Source organism: Nocardia sp. NPDC058058 (assembly GCF_042885355.1).
Lineage (GTDB): Bacteria > Actinomycetota > Actinomycetes > Mycobacteriales > Mycobacteriaceae > Nocardia.
The window spans coordinates 1,251,931-1,275,638 of record NZ_JBHVSA010000002.1; the positions used below are offsets into that span (position 1 = coordinate 1,251,931).

Annotated in this window: 14 protein-coding genes; 10 read left to right on the top strand and 4 right to left on the bottom strand. The window is 66.8% G+C overall.

The features are described from left to right. Positions 1-36: 36 nt before the first annotated feature. The 3 genes from ACFVUS_RS20510 to ACFVUS_RS20520 all read left to right on the top strand — a co-directional run bounded on the left by ACFVUS_RS20510 (position 37) and on the right by ACFVUS_RS20520 (position 3,695). Positions 37-2,253 (top strand): adenylate/guanylate cyclase domain-containing protein, encoded by a 2,217-nt coding sequence (locus tag ACFVUS_RS20510; RefSeq protein ID WP_387768307.1) that lies wholly within the window; start codon positions 37-39, stop codon positions 2,251-2,253. 4 nt (positions 2,254-2,257) lie between these two features. Further along, the gene (locus tag ACFVUS_RS20515) at positions 2,258-2,914 is read left to right on the top strand and encodes a Crp/Fnr family transcriptional regulator (protein WP_387768310.1); all 657 of its coding nucleotides are present in this window, start codon (positions 2,258-2,260) and stop codon (positions 2,912-2,914) included. 157 nt (positions 2,915-3,071) lie between these two features. After that, positions 3,072-3,695 (top strand): pyridoxamine 5'-phosphate oxidase family protein, encoded by a 624-nt coding sequence (locus tag ACFVUS_RS20520; protein WP_387768313.1) that lies wholly within the window; start codon positions 3,072-3,074, stop codon positions 3,693-3,695. A gap of 30 nt (positions 3,696-3,725) precedes the next feature. Here the strand turns inward: ACFVUS_RS20520 and ACFVUS_RS20525 are convergent, their stop codons facing one another. Continuing rightward, on the bottom strand, positions 3,726-4,463 hold the full coding sequence (locus ACFVUS_RS20525; protein WP_387768316.1) for an SDR family NAD(P)-dependent oxidoreductase: 738 nt from the start codon (positions 4,461-4,463) through the stop codon (positions 3,726-3,728). 44 nt (positions 4,464-4,507) lie between these two features. After that, positions 4,508-4,963, bottom strand: coding sequence for a GtrA family protein (locus ACFVUS_RS20530; RefSeq protein ID WP_387768319.1), 456 nt, complete (start codon positions 4,961-4,963; stop codon positions 4,508-4,510). Positions 4,964-5,028: 65 nt separating this feature from the next. Here ACFVUS_RS20530 and ACFVUS_RS20535 point away from each other — a divergent pair, with 65 nt between their 5' ends. The 5 genes from ACFVUS_RS20535 (at position 5,029) to ACFVUS_RS20555 (ending at position 13,403) form a co-directional block, all read left to right on the top strand. After that, positions 5,029-6,513 carry an FAD-binding protein gene (locus ACFVUS_RS20535; protein ID WP_387770053.1) on the top strand — a complete coding sequence of 495 codons (1,485 nt, stop codon included), beginning with the start codon at positions 5,029-5,031 and terminating at the stop codon, positions 6,511-6,513. After that, the gene (locus ACFVUS_RS20540; protein WP_387768322.1) at positions 6,510-7,271 is read left to right on the top strand and encodes a decaprenylphospho-beta-D-erythro-pentofuranosid-2-ulose 2-reductase; all 762 of its coding nucleotides are present in this window, start codon (positions 6,510-6,512) and stop codon (positions 7,269-7,271) included. The genes ACFVUS_RS20535 and ACFVUS_RS20540 overlap by 4 nt, the downstream gene beginning before the upstream one ends. A 149-nt stretch (positions 7,272-7,420) precedes the next feature. Continuing rightward, entirely contained in the window at positions 7,421-8,938 is a 1,518-nt protein-coding gene (locus tag ACFVUS_RS20545) for a DUF222 domain-containing protein (protein ID WP_387768325.1), read from the top strand. A 476-nt stretch (positions 8,939-9,414) separates the two neighbouring features. Next, complete coding sequence (locus ACFVUS_RS20550; protein WP_387768328.1) at positions 9,415-11,391, top strand: galactan 5-O-arabinofuranosyltransferase; 1,977 nt, start codon at positions 9,415-9,417, stop codon at positions 11,389-11,391. A 200-nt stretch (positions 11,392-11,591) separates the two neighbouring features. Beyond that, positions 11,592-13,403, top strand: a complete 1,812-nt coding sequence (locus ACFVUS_RS20555; protein ID WP_387770056.1) for a DUF6541 family protein — start codon at positions 11,592-11,594, stop codon at positions 13,401-13,403. On the opposite strand, the gene ACFVUS_RS20560 is transcribed toward ACFVUS_RS20555, so the two are convergent. Then, positions 13,396-14,928: a serine/threonine-protein kinase gene (locus ACFVUS_RS20560; RefSeq protein WP_387768331.1), complete on the bottom strand. Its 1,533-nt coding sequence runs from the start codon at positions 14,926-14,928 to the stop codon at positions 13,396-13,398. The genes ACFVUS_RS20555 and ACFVUS_RS20560 overlap by 8 nt on opposite strands. Positions 14,929-14,935: 7 nt before the next feature. Continuing rightward, positions 14,936-16,813: a serine/threonine-protein kinase gene (locus ACFVUS_RS20565; RefSeq protein ID WP_387768334.1), complete on the bottom strand. Its 1,878-nt coding sequence runs from the start codon at positions 16,811-16,813 to the stop codon at positions 14,936-14,938. 189 nt (positions 16,814-17,002) lie between these two features. Between ACFVUS_RS20565 and ACFVUS_RS20570 the strand changes: the two genes are divergently transcribed. Beyond that, positions 17,003-20,248: an arabinosyltransferase domain-containing protein gene (locus ACFVUS_RS20570; protein WP_387768338.1), complete on the top strand. Its 3,246-nt coding sequence runs from the start codon at positions 17,003-17,005 to the stop codon at positions 20,246-20,248. Positions 20,249-20,346: 98 nt separating this feature from the next. Beyond that, on the top strand, positions 20,347-23,673 hold the full coding sequence (locus ACFVUS_RS20575) for an arabinosyltransferase domain-containing protein (RefSeq protein WP_387768341.1): 3,327 nt from the start codon (positions 20,347-20,349) through the stop codon (positions 23,671-23,673). The last annotated feature ends 35 nt before the right edge of the window (positions 23,674-23,708 follow it).

Here is a 23,708-nt window from a genome sequence, read left to right on the forward strand (position 1 = left end):
GGGTATGCCGGCCGCTCGGGTGGAGAGGGGCGCGCCGTGACCGCGGTTGACACCGGCCGGATTTCGATATCGCGGGTGGCGCTGTGGGCGGTGCACGTGGCGCTGCCCGCCGCCGGACTGCTGCTGTTGATCACGCATCCGCCGCTGGATCACATGTACATGGACGGCGGTGTGCACTTCTGGCTGATCCTCGGGGCGGCAGTGCTGTCGCTCGGGCTCGGGGTGCTGCTGTTGCGCGCCGCCCGCGCCCACCGGGATATGCGGTTGATCCTGGTTTCGCTGGTGTTCCAAGTGAATTCGGGTTTTCTGGGGCTGCACGCGCTGGCCACACCGGGTGTCATTCTGTCCGAACCGAATGTGGGCTTCACCGGAGCCGTCCCAGTCGGTATGGTGCTTGGCGGGCTGGCGGCGCTGGCCTCGGTCGTGGAGTACGGGCCCACCGCGCGGGCGCACCGCTTCACCGAGCTCCTCGCCGCCCTGCCTCTGACTTTGATGGCGGTGTGGGCACTGGCCTCGCTGACCCGGGTGCCGCCGTTCGATTCGGTGCCCGATCCGGACGAGGTGCAGGGGCCGCTGGTGGCGGCCGCCTTCGTCGGCGGGGCCTGCTATCTGGTGGCCGCGGGCGCGTACGCCTTTCTCTACCTGCGCAATCGGTCGACGATCCTGCTGAGCGTACTCACCTCGTTCGTACTGCTGGCCGAGGCCATGTTCGCGGTCGGCTTCGGGCGCAGCTGGCGGCTGTCCTGGTGGGAATGGCACGTGCTGCTCGGGGTGGCGTTCGCGCTCATCGCGATCAGCGCGCATCGCAGCTTCCGGCGGGAGGGCTCCGCGCGCGGACTGTTCGACAGCATCACCCAGCGCAGCACCCTCGCCGCCATCCAGCGCGATTACGCGCGGGCGCTGGAGGAAATGGTGATCGCGCTGGATCAGCGCGGTAGCGGCGGGGTGCCCGCCGATGAGCCGCTCGGCGCTGTGGGACAGGAACTTTCGCGCCGCTTCGGGCTGACCGAGCGGCAGGTGGCGGTGCTGCAGCAGAGCGCGCGGGCGCTCGGTGACGAACGCGAACAGGTGCGCCGGCTGGGCGCGCTGGTCGCGGTCGGCGAGCGCGCCAACGTAATTCGCGGTGAGGATGAAATGCTCACCGAGATACAGCAATTGGCCAATCACGCCTTCGACCGCGATCTGGTTCGGATCGGCGTGCTGCGGCACGGGCGGCTGCACTTCAGCGACGGGCAGCCGCCGAATCCCGCCGCGTTCGTATACCCGTTGACGGTCAAGGGAATTCGCACCGGCGTGCTGGAACTGCTGCGTACCGGACCCGGTACACCGGCGCAGCTCGGACCCGCCGAACACGCGGTGGCACAGTCGTTCGCCAGCCAGACCTCGGTGACACTCGAGAACGCCCGGCTCTATCAGCAATTGGACGGCCTGTTCCGGTCGTACATGTCACCGCAGGTGGCTACGGCACTGCTGGCGGACCCGTCCCAAGCCGGATTGGGCGGCGAGGTGCACGAGGTGAGCGTGCTGATGGCGGACCTGCGCGGGTACACGCCGTTCTCCGAACAGGCCGGTCCGGTGCAGGTCATGCGCATGCTCAACACCTACTACGGGGTGATCGTCCCGGAGATCCTCGCCGAGGGCGGGACCGTGGTGCAGTTCGTCGGCGATGCGGTGATGGCGATCTTCAATGCCCCGGTGCGCCAACCCGATCACGCGCTGCGCGCGGCACGGGCCGGGCTGGCGATCCAGCGTGCGACGGCCGGGGTGCGCGAACGCCAGGGCACGGCGTACGTCACGGCGGGGCAGCCCGGAATGCCGGGACCCACCGGCCCGGGACCCACCGGCGGCCCGGGACGAGGGGCGCGCACCGGACCGTCCGGGCAGACCGGGTCCGATCCGGCCGACGAGGCGACGGTGCGATACGGCCGGGTCGGCACCGGCGACACCGTCCAGATCAAGCGCGCCAGCGGTGCGACCGCGCTGGAGTGGCCGATGTTCCGGGTCGGGGTGAATACCGGCCCGGCCATCGTCGGCAATGTGGGTGCGCGCGAGATGCGGAATTTCACGGCGATCGGTGACACCACGAATCTGGCCGCGCGCCTGGAGGGTTTGGCCGAACCGGGCACGGTGGCGATCGGGCCGCTCACCCGGCAGCGGCTCGGCGATCGGGCACAGGTGACGAACCTGGGCGATTTCGACATCAAGGGCAAGAGCCTGCCGGTGACGGTGTACCGGCTGAACGGACTGCGGTGAGGTAGTGGCGGAATTCGAACTGCTGGAAGGTCTTTCGCCGGAGGAACGGCGGGAGTTCATCGCGGCGTGCACGCCGCGGCGGTTCCGCCGCCGCGATATCGTCTGCCACGAGGGCGATCCCGGCGATTGCGTGCACCTGATCCTGTCCGGGCGCTACGTCGTGCGCATCACCACGCCGCTGGGCAATTCGGCCACCCTGACCATTCTCGGGCCGGGTGAGATGTTCGGTGAGCAGGCGCTGCTGAGCCCGGACGCGCGGCGCACCGCGACCATCGTGGCGGTCACCGACGGTGAGACGCTCACGCTGAACCGCACCCAGCTGGAGCGGTTGCGGCGCGAGCATCCACAGGTGGAACGGTTCCTCACCACTTCGCTCGCGGCGCAGGTGCGCAGGCTATCGGCGGCGGTGCTGGAGGCGCTGTACCTGCCGGTGGAGACGCGGGTGCTGCGTCGGCTGGCGCATCTGGCGACGGTGTACGGCGACGGGGACGGTAAGCCCGCGCTCATCCGGCTCACCCAGGAGGATCTGGCGTCCATGGCGGGGACCACGCGGGCCACGGCCAACAAGGTGCTGCGCGAGTTGGAGGAGGCGGGCGTGGTGCGGCTCGGACGGGGTTCGGTGCTGGTGCTGGACCGGGCGCGGCTGGCGCGCGGGCGGTAAGGGGGATTACCGGCATACCGGTGGTTAAGGGTCCGAAGACCCTTGTTCTCGCGCATTCGCCGGACGAAAATAGCTAAACCGTATAGCATTTCGGATGGCCTGAGTTCGTGGCCGAGCCTCTTTTCATCCGGTATTCAGCTACCAAAGGGGTCGGACGATGCCCGGTATCAGAAACGGCAGCGACGGCGAGCGGGAACTGCAGGAACGCTACGGCACCCAGGAGCGAGCCGACCGGTTCTATTCCGATCAAGTCCGGAATCGGCTCAATGCGCAGATGATCGAATTCATCGGCCGGATGGATATGGCCTTCATCGCCACCTCGGATAAACATGGCGAGTGCGACAACAGCTTTCGCGCCGGGAAGCCGGGCTTCCTGCATGTGATCGACGACCGCACGCTCGCCTATCCGGAGTATCGCGGCAACGGGGTGCTCGCCAGCCTGGGGAACATGCTGGAGAACCCGCACATCGGCATCCTGCTGGTGGATTTCGTGCGCGATCTGATCGGGCTGCACATCAACGGCACCGCCCGCATCGTGGACGACACGCTCATGCGCCGCTGTGTGCCCGAGCTGCCGCCGGGTGAGCGCGGCCGGCAGGCCGAACGCTGGGTAGTGGTCGATGTCGAGGAGGCATACATCCACTGCCGCAAGCACATTCCACATCTGGTGCCCGCCCAGCGCGAGGCCGTGCAATGGGGCACCGACAATGTGCGGGCCAAGGGCGGCGATTACTTCGGCGCGAAGGCCGAAGCCGAATCCGGTGCCCTAGTCGACTACTGAGCCCCGGTCGACTGTCGACCCGTTGCGGCGCTAGCGCAGGTGTGAGGCTCCGTTCACGTCCAGCACGGTGCCCGAACTCCAGATCGCCTCCGGCGAGGCGAGATAGCGCACCGCCGCCGCGATCTCGTGCGGTTCGGCCACCCGCCCGAAGGGGCTCTGCGCCTGCACCGCATCGGTGACCCGCTCCGCGACCCGTTCGGTGGCGACGAAGCCGGGAGCGACCGCCGCGACGCCGATTCCATAGGGGGCGAGCGCGACCGCGAGCGATTGCGCCAGGGACTGCGCTCCGGCCTTGGTCGCGCCGTATGCCACGTGATCGGGTTCGCCGCGGTACGCGCCGCGCGATCCGATATTGACGATCCGGCCGGGTACGCCGCGATCGATCATGTTCCGCGCCACCAGGAATGACACGTTCGCGGTGCCGATCAGATTGACGTCGACGGTCTGCCGCCAGATCCGCTGCCACTGCTCGTAGGAGGTCTCGGCCACCGGCTGCGCCAGATTCACGGCGGCATTGTTCACCAGCACGTCGACCCCGCCGAGCGCGCCGATCGCGGTGTCCACCACCGGTTTCGCGCCGTCGGGGGTGGAGATGTCGCCGCCGATGAGCGCATGCCCCTGTCCCGGCAGTGCGGCGAGGGTCCGCTCCGCCTCCTCGCGCCGCGAGGAGTAGTGCACCGCGACGTGATCCCCCGCTTCGGCGAACACGGTCGCGACAGCGCGGCCGATCCCCCGTGACGCTCCGGTGACCAGTACCGACCGAGTCATAGTTGAACCGCCATGGCATTCACCCTGCCACGTGCCGGAGCGGGTCAGTTGATCTTGAAGATGACCGCGCGCTGGACGATGAAGTTGATCACGGTCGCGGTGCCCTGGGCGACACAGAACGCCAGCCAGATTCGCCACCACTGATCGGGCAGGGCGTAATAGCAGAGCGAGTTGATGCCGACCTGAAGGCCGAAGGTCACCGCGTACAGCACGATGACCGCGATGAAGCGGTTGCGATTCGGCTCCGCCTTGAAGGTCCAGCGGCGGTTGATCAGGTAGGCGGTGGTGGTGCCCGCGATGAAGCTGATCGCCTTGGCCACCGGGAGCGGCAGGCCGAACACCTTGAACAGCAGCGTGTAGAGGCCGAAGTCGACAATGGCCGACAGGCCGCCGGTGACACCGAAGCGGATGATCTGGGTCTTCAGATCGACGTCCGTACCGCCCGGCTCGTCGACGAGGGGCAGCTCGGGCGGCAGGGGCAGATGGGGTTCCGCGGTCACAAGGCATGAGGGTATCGCCCGGGACGAAGGACACAAGCCTCGAGACGGTTATGCCTGTAGCCTCTATCCCGATGTCCACGAAAGCTCAGACCACCACCACGGCCGCTCCCGATACGAAATCGGCGAGTGTGGGTGCGGACGCAGCGTCGAACGGTTCCTATGAACTGCCCACGCAGACCCGCCGCCTGACCGGATGGGGTCGCACCGCAGCCACCACGTCTGAAGTCCTGTCGACGAGTGATCCGGAGGTGATCGCCAAGGCGGTCGCCATGGTCGCCGAGGACAACGACTCCAAGCCCGCGCATCTACGCCGCGGCGTCATCGCGCGCGGCCTCGGCCGCTCGTACGGCGACCACGCGCAGAACTCGGGCGGGCTCGTCATCAACATGCCCGCGCTGAACCGCATCCACCGCATCGACCGGGACTCGCGCCTCGTCGATGTGGACGGCGGGGTCAGCCTGGACCAGTTGATGAAGGCGGCGCTGCCGTTCGGGCTGTGGGTTCCGGTGCTGCCGGGTACGCGGCAGGTGACCATCGGCGGCGCCATCGCCTCCGATATCCACGGCAAGAACCACCACTCCGAGGGTTCGTTCGGCAATCACGTGCGGTCCATCGACCTGTTGACGGCCGACGGCAAGGTGTCGACCATCGGGCCGAAGAAGAACGCGAAGCTGTTCTGGGCGACCGTCGGCGGCAACGGGCTGACCGGCATCATCCTGCGCGCGACCATCGAGATGGTGGCGACGGAGACCGCGTACTTCATCAATGACGGTGTGAAGACCAGCACCCTCGACGAGACCATCGCCGCGCACAGCGATGGCAGCGAGGCGAACTACACGTATTCGAGCGCGTGGTTCGACGTGATGAACCCGCTGCCGAAGCTGGGGCGCGCCACCATCACTCGCGGCCGGCTGGCCAAAGTGGATGAGCTGCCGAAGAAGAAGCAGCGCAACCCGCTGAAGTTCGACGCGCCGCAGCTGCTGACGGTGCCGAACATCTTCCCGAGCTTCACCGCGAACAAGCTGACCCTCGGTTCGGTCGGCGAGGCGTACTACGCCATGGGCGGCAACTACACCGGCAAGATCCAGAACCTGACCCAGTTCTATCACCCGCTGGACATGATCGCGGAGTGGAATCGGGCGTACGGTCCGGCCGGATTCCTGCAGTACCAGTTCGTGGTGCCGACCGAGGCCGTCGATGAGTTCAAGAAGATCATCATCGATATCCAGGCGTCGGGGCACTATTCGGCGCTGAATGTTTTCAAGCTGTTCGGCCCGGGTAACCCGGCGCCGTTGAGCTTCCCGATGCCGGGCTGGAACATCTGCGTGGACTTCCCGATTCGGGCGGGGCTCAACGAACTCGTCACCGAGCTCGACCGGCGCGTCACCGAATTCGGCGGCCGGCTCTACACCGCGAAGGACTCCCGCACCACGGCGGAGACCTTCCACAAGATGTACCCCCGGATCGACGAGTGGATCAAAATCCGCCGAAGTGTCGATCCCACAGGCGTTTTCATGTCCGATATGGCGCGAAGGCTGGAGCTTCAGTGATCAATGCGGTAGGGAATCCGCAGTCCATTCTGCTGCTTGGCGGCACCTCCGAGATCGGTCTCGCGATCTGCTCGGAGTACCTCAAGAAGGGTCCCGCGCGGATCATTCTGGCGGCGCTGCCCGGCGACCCGCTGCGCGAAGAGTCTGTCGCGCTGCTGAAGTCGGCCGGTGCGTCCGAGGTCGAGGTCATCGACTTCGACGCGCTGGAGATGGACTCCCACCCCAAGGTCATCGACGCGGCCTGGTCGCACGGTGACGTGGACGTCGCCATCGTCGCCTTCGGCATGCTCGGCGACGCCGAGGAACTGTGGCAGGACCAGCGCAAGGCCGTCATCGCGTGCGAGCTGAACTACACCGCGGCCGTCTCGGTCGGCGTGCTGGTCGGCGAGAAGATGAAAGCCCAGGGCTACGGGCGCATCATCGCCATGTCCTCGGTGGCCGGTGAGCGCGTCCGCCGCTCCAACTTCGTCTACGGCTCCACCAAGGCGGGCCTGGACGGCTTCTACCTCGGCCTCGGCGAGGCGCTGCGCCCGCACGGACCGCGCGTGACCGTGATCCGGCCGGGTCAGGTCCGCACCCGCATGTCGGCGCATGTGAAGGAAGCGCCGCTGACGGTGGACAAGGAAGACGTGGCGGCGCTGGCTGTCGCGGCTTCGGAGAAGGGCAAGGAAATCGTCTGGGCCCCGGGGACTTTCCGGTACATCATGATGGTGCTGCGGCATATTCCGCGGCCTATCTTCCGGAAGCTGCCTGTGTAGGCGAGAGCGAAAACGCAACGAGCGGTGGCCGATTCGGCTGCCGCTCGTTTTGTATTCGGGGTGGAGATAAAACATCAATATTCTGAATATCCTTATATCACAACGTAATTCGACTATCGGGGTCTGTTTTGCGGGAGTAGAATAAGGATATGAATTCAGGGGAGAACGTCGCAATCGCGGAGAGTGCATCAGCGCTTTCCGCTGCGATCGACACCCTGATCTCTCAGCCGCTTATCCCGGTGTCGGACAACGACATTGTCGAATTGATGCAGCAGATCGAAACCGCCACCCGCAAACTCGACGCGATGAAACTCGATCTGGTCGTGCAGACCTGCTCCCGGTCACTGCCCAAGCGCGCGGGCGCAGGTTCGGTGGCGCTGTTTCTGCAACAGACACTTCGCATTTCGCACGGGGACGCGTTGAACCGGTGGCACTGCGCCGAACAAGCAGCCATCTGGCCGCGTGTAGGGGACAACGCCGAAATCTCTACCCCGGCACCGCTGCTGCCGAACACAGCTCTGGCGCAGGAGGAAGGCGCGATCGGCCTCGACCACGTGCGCGTGATTCGCCAGGTCATGGACCGGCTCCCGAACAAGGTCACCACCGAAGACCGTGCCCTCGCCGAAGAGCACCTCGCCCGGCATGCCCGCGCGTTGAACCCGAACCAGCTGCCCAAGATCGGCGACCGGATCCTGGGCCACCTCGATCCTGATGGCACGTTGACCGATGACGCGGACCGTGCACGCATGCGCAGTATGCGGTTGAGCCCCCAGGGCTTTGACTTGATGTCCACCATGACCGTGGTGCTGACCCCGGAAGCACGCGCGGCAGTCGATGCGGTGTTGGCCAAACTGGCCAAGCCCGGCCTGTGCAACCCCGCCGACCCCGAGAGCCCGTTCGTGGTGGACGAAAACTTGGATCCCGAGGTGGTAAAGGCTGCCGCGAAGCGGGACATGCGCACCACGGTGCAGCGTCAGCATGATGCGTTGTTCGCGCTGCTGCACCCCGACTTCCACCCCGCCCACCTCGGCGTGCACCGAGGCCTGCCGGTCACCACCATCCTGACCATGAGCATCCACGACGTGGAGCGCGCTGCCGGTGTCGCCACCACCGCGACGGGTGGGACCGTTCCGGTTGCCGTGGCGTTGGAAATGGCTGCCCGCAAGAGCAAGACGTTCTCGGTCATCACTGATGGCGAGGACATGCCCCTGCATATCGGTCGTGCCCGTTTGGCGAACCCGGCCCAGCGGATGGCGTTGATCGCCACCGAACGCGGGTGCACCCGCCCCGGCTGCACCGCACCCGCGAGCATGGCCGCTGTCCACCATGTGACCGAATTCGTCAAAGGCGGCCTGACCGACATCGAAAACCTCACCCTCGCTTGCGATCACTGCCACGCGCTGGTCAACGACACCCCCACCGGATGGACAACGATCAAGCTCGGTAAGGGTGCGAAGTTCGCCGGGCGGACCGCCTGGATCGCTCCCGCGCATATCGATCCGACTCGGACACCGCAGGTCAATCACATGCATCACCCGGACGAGTTGATGGCCACCGCACCGGCAGCCCCACCACTGCCCGCCGCCCGTGCTCGGGCGTGCGCGCCGAACCGGATGCGCCAGCGACCCTGGGTATTGCCTCGCCCGGCTTGCCCAGCCCGGCAATAGGTTCCACCCACCTGTATCCACCGTCAGGAGCCTTCCTGCCGGTGCTACAGGCATGTCCGCACCTCTACGGGCATGCCCACACCTCAATCCCGGTGCCCCGTGTCCGGTTCCAGCCCTTCCGCAGTCCGGACAAAGAAGCAGTGCTGGTTACTTCGCCTGCCGTACCCGACTTGCTCTTCCGCAACTCAGGCCCGACCCTCACGTCCCTGACGGGGTGACTGGCTGTGGTCGCCTCCAGAACCACGGCCCAGATCTTCTTGTTGTGTCTTGTTTCTTTTGTTCTTGTTCTTTTCTTGTCCGGGCGTCTTTGTCTTTGGTTCTTTTGTCTTTCCGGGTTTTGTCTTTCCGGGTCTTGTGTCTTGGGGTTGGGTCTCTGAAGGCTGTGTCGGCCGGGCGAGAGTTCATGAGGGGCCGAAGATCGTTAGGCTTCGCTGCGGTAAGCGGTCCATGGAGGCGAACCCGGAGGCGAAGTGGGAATGAGCGAGAAAGCAGGCGGCCGGGGGGCGATGCTGGTGCGGCAGGCCGGAGGTGCGCTCGGCGAGGGCGCGCTGGCGGCAATCGTCGCGGCGGTCGTCGCCGGTATCGGCCTGGTGGCGTTCTCGACCGTCCAGTGGCCCGCCTTCAACTCCTCCAACGTGACTCGGGCACTGACGACCGTCGGCCAGGTGGTGACGCTGGCCCTGCTGGTCGCCGCGATCGTGCTGGTGCGCATGGAAAAATGGCCGTGGGTCGCGAAACTGCTGTCCTGGGTGGGAATCTCGGGATTCGCGACGGTCACGCTGGGAATGCCGCTGGCCGCCACCAAGCTGTATCTCTTCGGCATCTCCGTTGACCAGGAGTTCCGGACTCAATATCTGACGCGCCTGACGGACAGTGCGGCGCTGCACGATATGAACTACGTCGATCTGCCGCCCTTCTATCCGGCCGGCTGGTTCTGGGTCGGCGGGCGTTTCGCGAGTCTGACCGGTATGGCGGGTTGGGAGGCGTTCAAGCCGTTCGCCATCATCGGGCTGGCGGTTACCGCGGTTATCGCGGTTGTGCTGTGGTCCAAGCTGATTCGACCGGACTGGGCCATCGCGGTCGCGGCCGCCACCACCGCCGTGACACTCGCCTACGGCTCACCGGAGGCCTACAGCGCCCCGCTGGTACTGCTGTTCGCCCCCGCGATGGTGCTGGCCTGGGGCGCGCTGTACCGGCCCGCCGAACCCGCGGCGGCCACCGCCGGTGGATGGGGCGCGGTGCTGGGCACGGGGCTGTTCCTGGGCGTGGGAGCGATGCTCTACACCCTGTATTTCGGTGTCGCGGTGTTCGCGGTGTGCCTGATGGCACTGGTCGCGGCGGGCCTGGCACTGCGCGAGCGTGGCAAAGCGGTACGCGCGCAACGGCATCGAGCGGATGGCGAACCGGCGGTGCCCGGGCGCTGGGGTGTGGTGTGGCCGATCCTGTTGCGGCTGATCGCCTCCGGAGTGGTCGCGGGTGTGCTGGCGCTGACCGTCTGGTTCCCGTTCCTGTTGAAGCTGCTCGGCGGCACCATCCCCAAGTCCGGAACCGCCTTCCACTATCTGCCCGAGGGCGGGTCGCAGCTGCCGCTGCCCATGTTCGACTTCTCCCCGCTCGGCGTCTTCTGTCTGCTCGGCACGGTGTGGCTGGTGCTGCGGGTCGGAAGTTCGCGTCGCGCACAGGCTTTGGGTATCGCCGTCGTGGCCATCTACCTCTGGTGCCTGCTGTCCATGACCGCCACCGCGGCCGGGACCACGCTGCTGTCCTTCCGCCTGGAGCCGATCCTGTACGTGCTGCTGGCTACGGCGGGCGCGTTCGGGTTCGTGGAGGGTGCTCGGGCCGTCTATCAGGTGTTGAACGAGCCCGCGCGAATGCCGTTGGCGGCGGGGGTGATCGCGGTGATCGGCGCCGTCGCTTTCGCACAGCAGATTCCACATGTGCTGACCAATGAGATCACCACGGCCTACACCGATACCGACGGCAACGGTGAGCGTGCGGATAAGCGGCCGCCGTCGGCGGTCTCGCACTACCGGGATGTGGATGCGGCGCTGCTGGCGCAGACGGGTCGGGCCCGCGATCAGAGTGTGGTGCTGACCGCCGACACCAGCTTCCTGTCCATCTATCCGTACTACGGATTCCAGGCGCTCACTTCGCATTACGCGAACCCCCTCGCCGATTTCGCGGCGCGCTCGGCGGAGATCAAGCGGTGGAGCGAGTTGAAGTCTCCCCGGGAGTTGCGGGACGCGCTGGCGAAGTCGCCGTGGCGCGCACCGGACGCGTTCCTGTTCCGGCGTTCCGGCGACGATTACACGCTGCGGCTGTCCGAGGACGTGTACCCGAACGATCCGAATGTGAAGCGGTACACGGTGGCGTTCCCGAAGTCGCTGTTCGCGGACTCGCACTTCCGGATCACCGAGATCGGGCCGTTCACCCTGGTGGTCGTTCAACCCTGAGAGTTATAGCCGGGCCACATCAAATGTGATGTGGCCCACGGTACTTATCCCCAAAAGAGGGCAGAAACCTGGGGATGAAGGCCTTTTTCTGTGGATAACTCCGCAATCTTGCCAGCGCGGTCTCAGACGCACGCGGTAGCGTGGGCCGCTGTTCTGATGGCAAAAGGGGTTATCGCGTGGCACAGGGGCTCGACACCGTTCTGGATCGAACAGTACCGAAAACTGTTGCCCCGGAGCGCACTCGCGGGCAGCGTGTCGCGCACCGGGTGCGCACCGCCCGCGCCGACCTGATCGCCGCCACCGCATACCTCTCGCTCGCCGTGCTGGTGTTGTCCGGGCAGTGGCTGCACACCGATCGCGGGTACCTGATCAAGAGCGGTCAGGACCAGACCATGTGGGAGTGGTTCTTCGCGGTCACCGCGCACAAGATCGCGCATCTGGAGAATCCGCTCGGCACCGGACTGCAGAATTATCCCGACGGCGTGAACATGATGGCCAATACCGCCATGTTCGGCGTCGGTGTCCCGCTGACGCCGGTCACGCTGCTGTTCGGGCCGACCGTCACCTTCGTCCTGGTGCTCACGCTGGGATTGTTCGGCACCGCGTTCGCCTGGTACTGGCTGTTCTCCCGGGAACTCGTCACCTCGAAATTCGCCGCGGCCGTTGGCGGTGTGTTCTGCGGGTTCGCGCCCGCCATGATCTCGCACGCCAACGCGCATCCGAATTTCGTTGTGCTGGCGCTGCTTCCGTTGATCGCCCTGCAGCTCATCCGGGTCGCGCGGCAGGCGGGCAACTCCGCCGAGACCCGTAAGGCCCGCCGACTGCGCGACGCGTTCGTTCTGGGCCTGTTGATCGCCCTGCAGATCGCGCTGGGCGAGGAACCGCTGCTCATTTTCGCCCTGGCCTTCGGGCTTTTCGCGTTCGTCTACTACCTGCACGCGCCGCGCACCGGCTGGCGTGCGGTGCGCACCGTCGCGCCGACCGTGCTGCTGGCGGCGGGAATCACCATCGCGTTCACCGAGATTCCGCTGTGGTGGCAGTTCTTCGGCCCGCAGTCCTACCGGTCCATCGATCACGGGCCGATGCAGAACGATCTCAAGGCGCTGTTCCAATTCCCGTCCGAATCCCTGGGCGGGGTGTTCCAGCACGGACAGAACGTGGCCATCAATCCGACCGAGGAGAACTCGTATTTCGGCTGGCCACTCCTGCTGCTGGTGCTCCTGGCCGCCGTATTCATGTGGCGCGAGCGGGTGGTGCGGGCCGCGGTCGCGGTGATCGTGGCGGGCACCGTGCTGTCGCTGGGCTCCACCCTGACGATCGGTAAGCGCGACACCGGGATAACCATGCCGTGGCACTGGTTCGAGCAGGTGCCACTGCTGAACTCGGTGCTGGAATCGCGGTTCACGATGGCGGCCATTCCCGCCATCGCGATCGTGCTCGCCATGGGAACCCAACGCGCCCTGGATTATTGGCGGGTGTCCGCCACCGATTGGCGGCCGCTGGCCTGGTTCGCGGCCGTGGTGCTGGCGCTGCTGCCGCTCACGCCCACGATTCTGCCGGTGGTGCAGCGTCCGGCCGCGCCGAAGTTCTTCACCGACGGCACTGTGCGGCAGTATGTTTCGCACGGTTCGGTGGTGATCGCGCCGCCGCCCACGCCGCCGGACGCTCGCGCGCTGCAATGGCAGACCCGTGCCGACTTCCAATTCCCTTTGGCCGGAGGCTATTTCGTCGGGCCCACCGGGACCGAGAAGAAGGGGCGATACGGTCCGGATGATCGCCCGACCGCCAGCCTGCTGATCAAGGCACAGCAGTCCAACAAGGTTCCGGTCATCGACGACACCGTGAAGGCGCAGGCCCTGGCGGACCTGCGTTTCTGGCAGGCCGATGTGATCGTGCTGCCGCCCACCGACAATGCCGATGTGCTGCGGTACACCGTGGATCAGCTGATCGGAATCCCGGCCGAACGTGTCGACGGCGTCTGGCTCTGGGATGTGCGCGGCCTGGTCAACTGACCCGGGTATAGGTGACGTGACCGCTGATATCCAGGTCCCGGACTATCTGCCCGCCGGTCAGGCGCAGTACCTGGGTGGTCTGGGGATGGCAGTTGGAACCGCCGCTGGTGGTTATGCCGTTGCCCACGGTGATATCGGTGGCGGAGACATCCAGTAGCCGATAGTCGAAGCTGCACACCAGGGTTCCGTTGCGGTACACCGTCGAGGTTTCCACCACCTGGTTCAGTTCACCCTGCCGGATGGTGAGGCGGTAGTCGTCGGCGTTCTGATCGCTGGACCCGGTCCACTCCCCCAGGAAGGCCGCGGGCACGCGACCGGCGGGTGTGGCGACGGTGGTCGCGGTCGGCACGGTGGCGGTGGGCGCGGTGAACGCCGGGGTGACCGGCGCGGTCGCCGCCGTCTGCACGATGGCCGACAGCGGTGCGCCCGGCGTGCTGCCATTGCTCTCCAGCTTGTAGGCGAGCAGGAAGCCGCCACCGGCGAGCAGGATCGCGACCGCGCCGCCGAGCACTCCGGCCAGTACTCGCGAGCCGCCGCGCTCGGGAACCGGAACCGGCGACGGGGTCGGTTCCGGCTGCGGATACGGGCGGGCGAACCCCGATGCGCGCAGCGTGGTCTTCATTCGCGCCGGATCGACTGGCGGAATCGGCCGTGGCGCACTGATATAGGGCAACTGCTCGGCCGTCACCGGCCCGGACATGGCGGTCCACGCGGCATCCACGAAATCGGCGCAACCGCCGAACCGGTACTCCGGATTCTTGGCCAGCGCCCGATCGAAAACGAAGTCCAGCGCCCGCGGCAGATCCGGGCGCACCTGGGTGATGCGCAGCGGCGGGATCTGGGTGTGCGCGAGCACCCAGCCCGCGAGATCCTTGGCCATATACGGCCGATGCCCGGTGAGCAGTACGAAAAGCGTGCAGGCCAGCGAGTATTGATCGGTGCGCGGATCGAGATCGCGACCGGAGACCTGTTCGGGCGAGGCATACGCGAACGTCGCCGCCACATCCCCGGTCCGGGTGAGGTGGGTGGATTCGTCACGCAGCCGGGCGATGCCGAAATCCGTCAGCAGCGCGCGCTCGGCCCGCCCGTCCTCGGCCGGGGAGAGCAGGATGTTCGACGGTTTCACATCGCGGTGCAGCACGCCCTTGCCGTGCGCGTAGTCCAGCGCCGAGGCCACCCCGCTCGCGATGCGCAGCGCCCGTTCGGGGTGGGTGCCGCGCAGTGCGTCGGCGTCCCTACCCTCCACGTACTGCATGGAGATCCACAGTCGCCCGGTGTCTTCCCCGGTGTCGTAGACGGCCACGATATTCGGATGATCGAAGCGCGCGGTGATATCGGCCTCGCGCTCGAACCGCTTCCACGCCTCGGCATCGGCGTGCACCTTGTCGCTGCCGAAGACCTTGATGGCGGCCAGCCGGGGTAGTCGGGGATGGCGGGCCAGGTAGACCGCGCCGGAGCCTCCCACACCGATACCGCGTTGAATGACATACCCGGCTATCACCTCGCCGGGACGCAATTCCGCCATGACGCACCTACTTCAGCGGCGCTCGGGAAAGCCAGTCGCTCAACACATTATCGACGGTGTGGCCGGGCCAGCGGAGCAGTAGCACGAAACGTGATCTGGGATCGCCGTCCGGAAAGCTGACCGCGGCCATCGCGTTCCGCGTGTCGGTATCGGTGAAAGTGGCCGGGTCCACGCCGTTTCCGGTGGTGACGGTCAGCGCGCCGGCCACATCCTGATGGGTGAACGAGCGGGTGCGGGCATTGCCGTCGAAGAACAGCGCCGCCACCGACTGGGCCGGACGGGCACCGAAGTCCAGGAGGCTGAAGCGCACCTGACCGGTCGGGTCCTGGGCATTGCACTGCACCCGGTGCGCACCGCGCGCCGGTTCCCCGGCACCGGGATCGAGTTTCTGGCAGTTCGCGCCCTGCCAGCCCACCGCACTGCCGGTGGACGCCAGTTGCCCGATCAGGCTCGTGAAGGCCTGTGCGATGGGTTCGTGATCGCGGCCCCAGGAATCGGCGACCGCGCCCGCGCTGGTGTACGTGATCAGCCCGCTCACATCGGTTTTGCGGCTCACTCGGCCGTCCGAGAGCAGGGTCAGGGTGGTGGGGCCGTTGGCGCGGCAGGCATTGGCGGGTTCGCGGTCGACGATCTCGGAGGTGCCGATGAGCAGCCGGTCGCCATCGGCGGGCACCTGGCCGAGCGGGGCGGCGAACTCGCAGTGGAAGGGAGAACCGTTGGGCAGCACGCCATCCACGCGATTGCGCAGAATCGAATCGCCGACCCGGCCCTGCTGCACGATCAGGCGATAGTTGGTCTGACCCTCGGTGGCGAGCCAGGTGCCCACGAATTTGTCCGGGACCGAGCTGCTGTCGACGGGCACCGGTTCGGAACCGGTGCGGTAGAGCGCGAAACTCACCCCGGCGGCGACAATGGCGGCCGTAACCACGGCGACGGCGATCTGCTTGCGGAATACCAAGCGTGCCAGTGATTTTCGCGGCGCTGACGCGGCCGCAGCCGCGGACCCGCGCGCGGTGAGGCGGGCGGGCGCGGTGACCGCCAGCGACGGATCCGAGTAGTAGGCGGCGGTGGCGGCCTCGGCGAATTCGAGGCAGCTCGGATAGCGATCGTCCGGGTCCTTGGCGAGGGCGCGTTCGAACACCGGATTCAGCGCGGCGGGCAAATCGGGCCGAATATCGCTGACGCGCAGTGGTTTTCCCTGCGTGTGCGCATGCACCCAGCCGAGCAGATTGTCGGCGGTGAACGGGCGCTGATCGGTGAGCAGGACGAACAGGGTGCAGGCGAGCGAGTACTGATCCGATCTCGGACCGACCGGTTTCCCCGAAATCTGTTCGGGCGAAGCGAAAGCGAAGGTCGCCGAGATATTTCCCGGATGGGTGAGGTTGGTCGTCTCATCCCGCAGCCGGGCAATGCCGAAATCGGTGAGCAGCGCCCGCTCGGGGCGACCGCTGTCCGAGTCGGCGATCAGGATATTGGACGGCTTCACATCGCGGTGCTGTACGCCCTTACCGTGCGCGTAATCCAGCGCACCGCCGATCTCCTCCGCGATCCGCAGCGCCCGATCCGGTGAAATACCTTGCAGCTCACCGGCATCGGTGCCCTCGATGTACTGCATGGAGATCCAGAACCGATCGTCCTCGATACCCCGGTCGTACACCTGCACGATATTCGGATGGTCGAAGTGCGCGGCGATATCGGCCTCGCGCTCGAATCGCTTCCACACCTCATCGGCCCCGGTGACGTCATCGCGCTTCAGAATCTTCAACGCCGTCAACCTGGGCAGCCGGGGATGCCGCGCCGCGTACACGACGCCCGATCCACCAGCACCGATTCGCCGCGCAATGACAAACCCGGCGATCACTTCGCCCGGACGCAGCTCGGTCATGCTCCCTCGTAATCTCCCGGCCCGGCCCCTCGCCCAGTTCGGATAACAACCATCCTGACGTGTTTCCACCGGAAGAGCCAGTTTCCACCTCGCGGGGGAGGATGAACGCGGCGGGGGCACAGGTTATTTCGACGCCGCGGTAGCCCGGCTGCGCCGCGTACTCGAGCAGGGTCGATAGCATCGGCACTCGTGCGCGAAGACACCCGAGCGTTTCATCGAGTCCGACTGCTCGCCGTGGTATCCGGAATTCTCGGATTCCTGCTGGCGGTGCTGACCCCGATCCTGCCCGTCCGGCAGGACCGGCCCACCGTGCACTGGCCACAGGGGGATTCGGCGAATATCGACGCGCCGCTGGTGTCCTATGTGCCGTTGAACCTGGATGTGAACCTGCCGTGCCAGGCGCTGCGCGAACTGCCGAAGGGGACGCTGTTCTCCACGGTGCCGGTCGCCTCGGGCAAGGCCATCGACAAGGGCCTGGTCATCAAGGTCGACGAGGGGGCCGAGGCCGCACCCACGCTGTCGGTGCTGCTGCGCAATATCCCGCTGCTGTCCGCGCCGGTCGCGGAAATCCAGGACTGCACGGCGCTGACCCTGCACTCCGATGCTGTCGAGACCCGGGTCGAACTCACCGGCGTCAGCCGTAAGGACGGCACGCCGTTCGTCGGCACCGTGGGCGGGGACACCCGGCCGCAGGTGGTCGGCATGTTCACCGATCTGAGCCGCGCACAGCTCGGAACCGGTGCGGCACAGGCGGATATCGACGCCCGCTTCACCTCCAGCCCGAGCTGGCTCAAATACGCCGCGATCATCGGCGCGGTGCTGTTCACACTGCTGTCGCTGTACGCGCTGCATCTGCTCGACACCCGCGACGGGCGGCGACCACGCCGGTTCCTGCCCGCGCACTGGTGGCGCTTCCGGCTCGTCGACGGCGTGGCACTGGGCACGCTGGTGCTCTGGCATTTCATCGGGGCCAATACCTCCGATGACGGCTACATCCTGAATATGGCTCGGGCCTCGAAGGTTTCGGGCTACATGGCCAACTACTACCGCTGGTTCGGTGTCGCCGAAGCACCGTTCGGCTGGCCGTACGAGGTACTGGTCTGGATGACCCGGATCAGCGACTCCAGCCCCTGGATGCGCCTGCCGTCACTGCTCGCGGGCATCGTGTGCTGGCTGGTGATCAGCCGGGAAGTGCTGCCGCGCTTGGGCGCTCGGGTGCGCCGGGACAATGTCGCGGTGTGGACCGCCGCACTGGTGTTCCTGGCCGCCTGGATGCCCTACGACAACGGGCTGCGACCGGAACCGATCATCGCCGCGGGCGCGCTGCTGACCTGGTGCTCCATCGAGCGCGCCATCGCCACCGGACGACTGCTGCCCGCCGCCGTCGGTGTGCTGATCGCGGCCTTCTCGCTGGCCGCCGGGCCCACCGGGCTCATCTGCATCGCCGCGCTCATCGCGGGCTCGCGGCCGGTACTGCAGGTGATCATCAAGCAGGCCAAGGGCACCGGATCGGCGCTGCTGCGCTACGCGGCACTGCTCGCGCCCGGCATCGCGGCCGGAACCCTGGTGCTGGTGGTCGTCTTCGGTGATCAGACGCTGGCCTCGGTGCTGGAGGCGACCCGGGTGCGCAAGATCATCGGGCCGAATGTGGCCTGGTTCGACGAACGCACCCGCTGGGATTCGCTGCTCATGCTCTCCCCCGACGGATCGCTGGCCCGCCGGTTCGGCATTCTCGCCATGCTGCTGTGCCTGGGCGTCTGCGTCATGGTGATGCTGCGCAAGAACGGCCGGATTCCGGGGGCCTCGCGCGGACCGTCCACACGCATTCTCGGCATCGTGTTCATGTCGCTGTTCCTGATGATGTTCACGCCCACCAAATGGACGCACCACTTCGGCGTCTACGCCGGACTCGCCGGATCGGTGGCGGCGCTGGCGGCGGTCGCGGTGGGCGTCAACGGGATTCGCTCCCCGCGCAATCGGACGCTGTTCTGCGCGGCGGTGCTGTTCCTGCTGGCCATCACCTTCACCGGACCCAACGGCTGGTGGTACGTGTCCAGCTACGGCGTGCCGTGGTTCGACAAGGCCCCGCTGATCGCGGGCAAGGGCCTGTCCACGCTCTTCCTCGGCCTGGCCATCGTGTGCCTGCTCATCGCCGCCTTCCAGCACTATCGCGAACCGTACCGGCAGCCGAAACCGGTGCGCGCCTTCGACAAATTCGCGAGCATGCCGCTCACCATCGCGGCCGCGCTACTGGTGCTGTTCGAGGTGCTGTCCCTGGCCAAGGCGGCCGTCACCCAGTACCCGGCGTACAGCATCGCCAAGTCGAATATCGACGCGCTGACCGGTGATTCGTGCGCTCTCGCCAATGACGTGCTGGTGGAGACGAATACCGCGGACTCGCTGCTGCGACCGTGGAGTGGTCCGGACGCCGACGGATTGGCCGCGGCGAACACCGGATTCACCCCGAACGGGGTCGCCGCCGACCTCACCGCCGATGCCGAGGAAACCGTCACCGGCGGGGCCAACTCGGTGAACAAGGACGACAACAAGACCACCAACACCACCGGCGCGGGCACCGGCGGCGGCAAGACCGCGCAGGCCGGCGTCAACGGCTCCACCGTGGCACTGCCGTTCGGACTGGACGCGGCGCGCACGCCGGTCATGGGCAGTTACACCGAGAGCGATCAGGCTCCGGCCAAGCTCACCACCGAGTGGTACAAGGTCGACCTGTCCGACAGTGTCCGCGACGATCCCGCCTACCGGGTGCTCATCGTGACCGCGGCCGGGCGGATCCGCTCGATCAACAAGGACCACGTGGAGACCTACGGCGCGGACCTGTGGGTGGAATACGGCACCCGCGCCGCCGACGGCTCCATGAGCGAGGTGAATCGGATCCGGCCGCTGGATATCGGTGGCGCGCCGTCCTGGCGCAATCTGCGGGTGCCGATCGCCGATATTCCGGTGGGGGCCAACAGCATCCGCCTGGTCGCCAATGATCCGGACATAACACCCAAACAGTGGCTGGCTGTCACCCCTCCTCGACTGCCGAAATTGCAGACCCTGAATTCCCTTGTCGGGCAGCAGGCTCCGGTGCTGGAGGACTGGCACGTCGGTCTGGCCTTCCCCTGCCAGCGCCCGTTCGACCATCACGACGGCATCGCCGAGGTGCCGCAGTGGCGCATCCTGCCCGACCGCACCGGCGCGGACGCCTCCAACGCCTGGCAGGACGATATCGGCGGCGGGCCGCTCGGCTGGACCGGACTGCTGCTGAAATCGCAGACCAAACCGTCCTATCTGAACCATGACTGGGGCCGGGACTGGGGTTCGCTGGAACAGTTCACCCCGTACGTCCCCGACGCCGTACAGGCGGTGCCGGACGTGACGGTGCAGACGCGATCGGGGCTCGCCAAGGATTCGCCGATCAGGGCCAAGTAACCGACGACACGGACGGAATCGGATGCGACACGGCATACGTGTCGCGCCGCCGGAGTGAAGAGCGCCACTCGGGCCGGGGGCAGATACCATCAGCAACCGTGCCCGACGCCTCCGCTGTATTGAGCAAACCGCCAACGCCGCCGATTCCCACCGCGACGCCGCGCGACTTCCGCATCGCGAAGATGATCGCGATCGTCGCCGGTGTGCTCGGTGCGCTGTTCGCGCTGGCGACGCCGTTCCTTCCGGTCACCCAGACCACCGCGGTGGTGAACTGGCCGCAGAACGGAACGCTCGGCAATGTCGACGCGCCGCTCATGTCGCAGGTGCCGATCGATCTGAGCGCCACCATTCCCTGTTCCGCGATCGGGCAATTGGATCCGCGCGGCGGCATTCTGCTGGCAACCGCGCCGCCGCAGGGTAAGGGCGCGGACCTGGAGGGGCTGTTCGTCCGCGTCTCCGGCGACACCGTCGACGTGCTCGACCGCAATGCGGTCGTGGTGTCGGCGCAGCGCTCGGAGATGAGCGAATGCTCCGCCATCGTCATCGAATCCGATGCCAAACGCACCTACGCGAAATTCGAGGGCCTCAACCGGACCATCGAGAAGCCGACCGCCGACGGCGGCCGCGAACTCGTCACCGTGCCGGTGGAGAACTCGCTGCTCGGGGATCTGCGGCCGCAGGTGGTCGGCGTCTTCACCGATCTGAAAGGTGACGTGCCGCAGGGCCTTTCGTTCCACATGAATGTGGATTCGCGGTTCTCCTCGTCGCCGACGCTCATCAAACTGGTCGCCATCATCGCGGCCGTGCTGCTGACCCTGCTGGCCATGGGCGCGCTGGCGGTACTCGACACCAGCGACGGGCGCGGGCACCGGCGCATCTTCCCCCGGCACTGGCTGCAGCCGACCTGGGCGGACGGCGGCATCATCGGCACGCTGGTGCTCTGGCATTTCGTGGGCGCCAACACATCTGACGACGGCTACATCCTGACCATGGTGCGCGTCGCACCGCACGCGGGATATATGGCCAACTACTTCCGCTGGTTCGGCGTCCCCGAAGCGCCGTTCGGCTGGTACTACTACGTCATCCAGGCGTTCTCGGAAATCTCCACCGCGAGCCCGTGGGTGCGAATTCCGGCCCTGCTCTGCGGCATTCTCTGCTGGCTGGTCATCAGCCGCGAGGTGGTGCCCCGGCTCGGGCGCGGGGTCGCCACCTCCAAGGTGGCGCTGTGGACCGGCGGACTGGTGTTCCTGGCCTTCTGGCTGCCCTACGACAACGGCCTGCGCTCCGAACCCATCGTCGCGCTGGGCGCGCTGCTGACCTGGGTGTCGATCGAACGAGCCATCGCCACTTCACGATTGCTGCCCGCCGCGGTCGCGGTCCTGGTCGCGGCCTTCACACTGGCCGCCGCGCCGACGGGTTTGATGTGTGTGGCCGCACTGCTCGCCGGTATCCGGCCGCTGGTGCGAATCGCGGTGCGCAGGCGTAAACAATTCGGTGATCTGGCATTGCTCGCACCCATCGCCGCTGCCGGAGTGCTGGTGCTGGTGGTCGTCTTCGGCGATCAGACCTTCGCCGGAATCATGGAGGCGAACCGGGTACGGCAGGCCACCGGGCCGAATCTGGCCTGGTACGAGGACTATCTGCGGTACTACTACCTGTTCGTCGAGACCGTCGACGGATCGCTGGCCCGCCGCTTCGCCTTCCTGGTGATGATCCTGTGCCTGGTAACCACCCTGCTGGTGCTGCTGCGCAGGCGGCAGGTGCCGGGTATCGCCTCCGGACCGACCTGGCGACTGCTGGGCGTGGTCTTCGGAACCATCTTCTTCATGATGTTCAACCCGACCAAGTGGACCCACCACTTCGGTTCGTACGCGGGCATCGCGGGCGCGCTGGCGGCGGTGACCGCGGTCGCGGTGTCCGCCACCGCATTGCGCTCGCGCAAGAACCGTTCGGTCTTCCTGGCCGGGCTGATGTTCACCCTCGCGCTGGCGTTCTCCGGCATCAACGGCTACTGGTACGTCTCCAGCTACGGCGTGCCGTGGTTCGACAAGCGCGTCTCGCTGCACGGCTTCCAGTCCAACACGCTGATGCTGGTGTTCTTCGGGCTCGCGCTCGCGGTGGTGGCCTGGCAATCGCTGCGCGAGGGCTACGCCAAGCCGATGGCGAACGGAAAGACCGCGCGCGGCAGGCGAGTTCGCAAATTCGCGGCCATTCCACTGACGGTCGTCGCGGCGCTCATGGTGGCGTTCGAGGTGCTGTCGCTGGTCAAGGGCGCGGCCACGCAGTACCCGGCGTACTCGCTGGCCCGTTCCAACTTCGACGCGCTGTCCGGCAAGGGCTGCGGCCTCGCCAATGACGTGCTGGTCGAGCCGAATGTCAACGGCGGCAACCTGACTCCGGTCATCGATCCGGCGCATCCGCCGCTGAACGGCGATCCGCTCGCCGGTGCCGATCCGAAGGGCTTCTCCCCCAACGGAGTTCCCGAGAAGCTCGACGCCGACAGCGTCGAGGTGAAGCCGGGCACCGGCAACACCTCCAACCAGACCGTCGGCCCCGCCTTCGAGAAGGGCCAGAACGCCGGCACCGGCGGCGGCAAGGGCGCGGAGGGCGTCAACGGATCCACCGTGGCACTGCCGTTCGGCCTGGACCCGGCGACCACCCCGATCATGGGCAGCTGGCAGGACGGCGTGCAGCAGCCCGCCAGCCTGATCTCCAGCTGGTATCAGCTGCCCGCGCGGTCGTCCGATTCACCGCTCATCGTGATCTCGGCGGCCGGGCGCATCATGTCCTTCGACGACACCGGCAATATGACCTACGGACAGCAGCTGCTGGTCGAGTTCGGACATCAGAACGCGGACGGAACGGTCAGCCAGCTGCCCGGCAACTACCGGCCGCAGGACATCGGCCCGGCCCCGTCCTGGCGCAATCTGCGGGTGCCGGTGGACGCGCTGCCCGGCGATGCGAACGTGATTCGCATCAATGCCAACGATCCGATCCTGATCGGTGATCAGTGGCTGGCGTTCACCCCGCCGCGCATGCCGAAGTTGCAGACGCTCAACAGCTACCTGGGTTCGGAACAGCCGATCCTGGAGGACTGGGCGGTCGGCCTGCAATTCCCGTGCCAGCGGCCGTTCGACCACCGCTACGGCGTCGCCGAGGTGCCCAACTTCCGCATCCTGCCGGACCGGCCGCTCGCCATCAGCTCCACCAACACCTGGCAGGCCGAGGAATTCGGCGGACCGCTGGGCTGGGCGGAAATGCTCGGCTCCTCGGAGACCGTGCCCACCTATCTGAAGGACAACTGGGCGCGCGACTGGGGTTCGCTGGAGAAGTACACGCCGTACTACACGGCGAATCCCGCGGAGATCCAGACCGGGACCGAAACCCGGTCGGGACTCTGGTCACCGGGCAAGCTCCGGGCCTGATTGCGTCATCCCGGCACTCTTTTGGCCGGGATCCA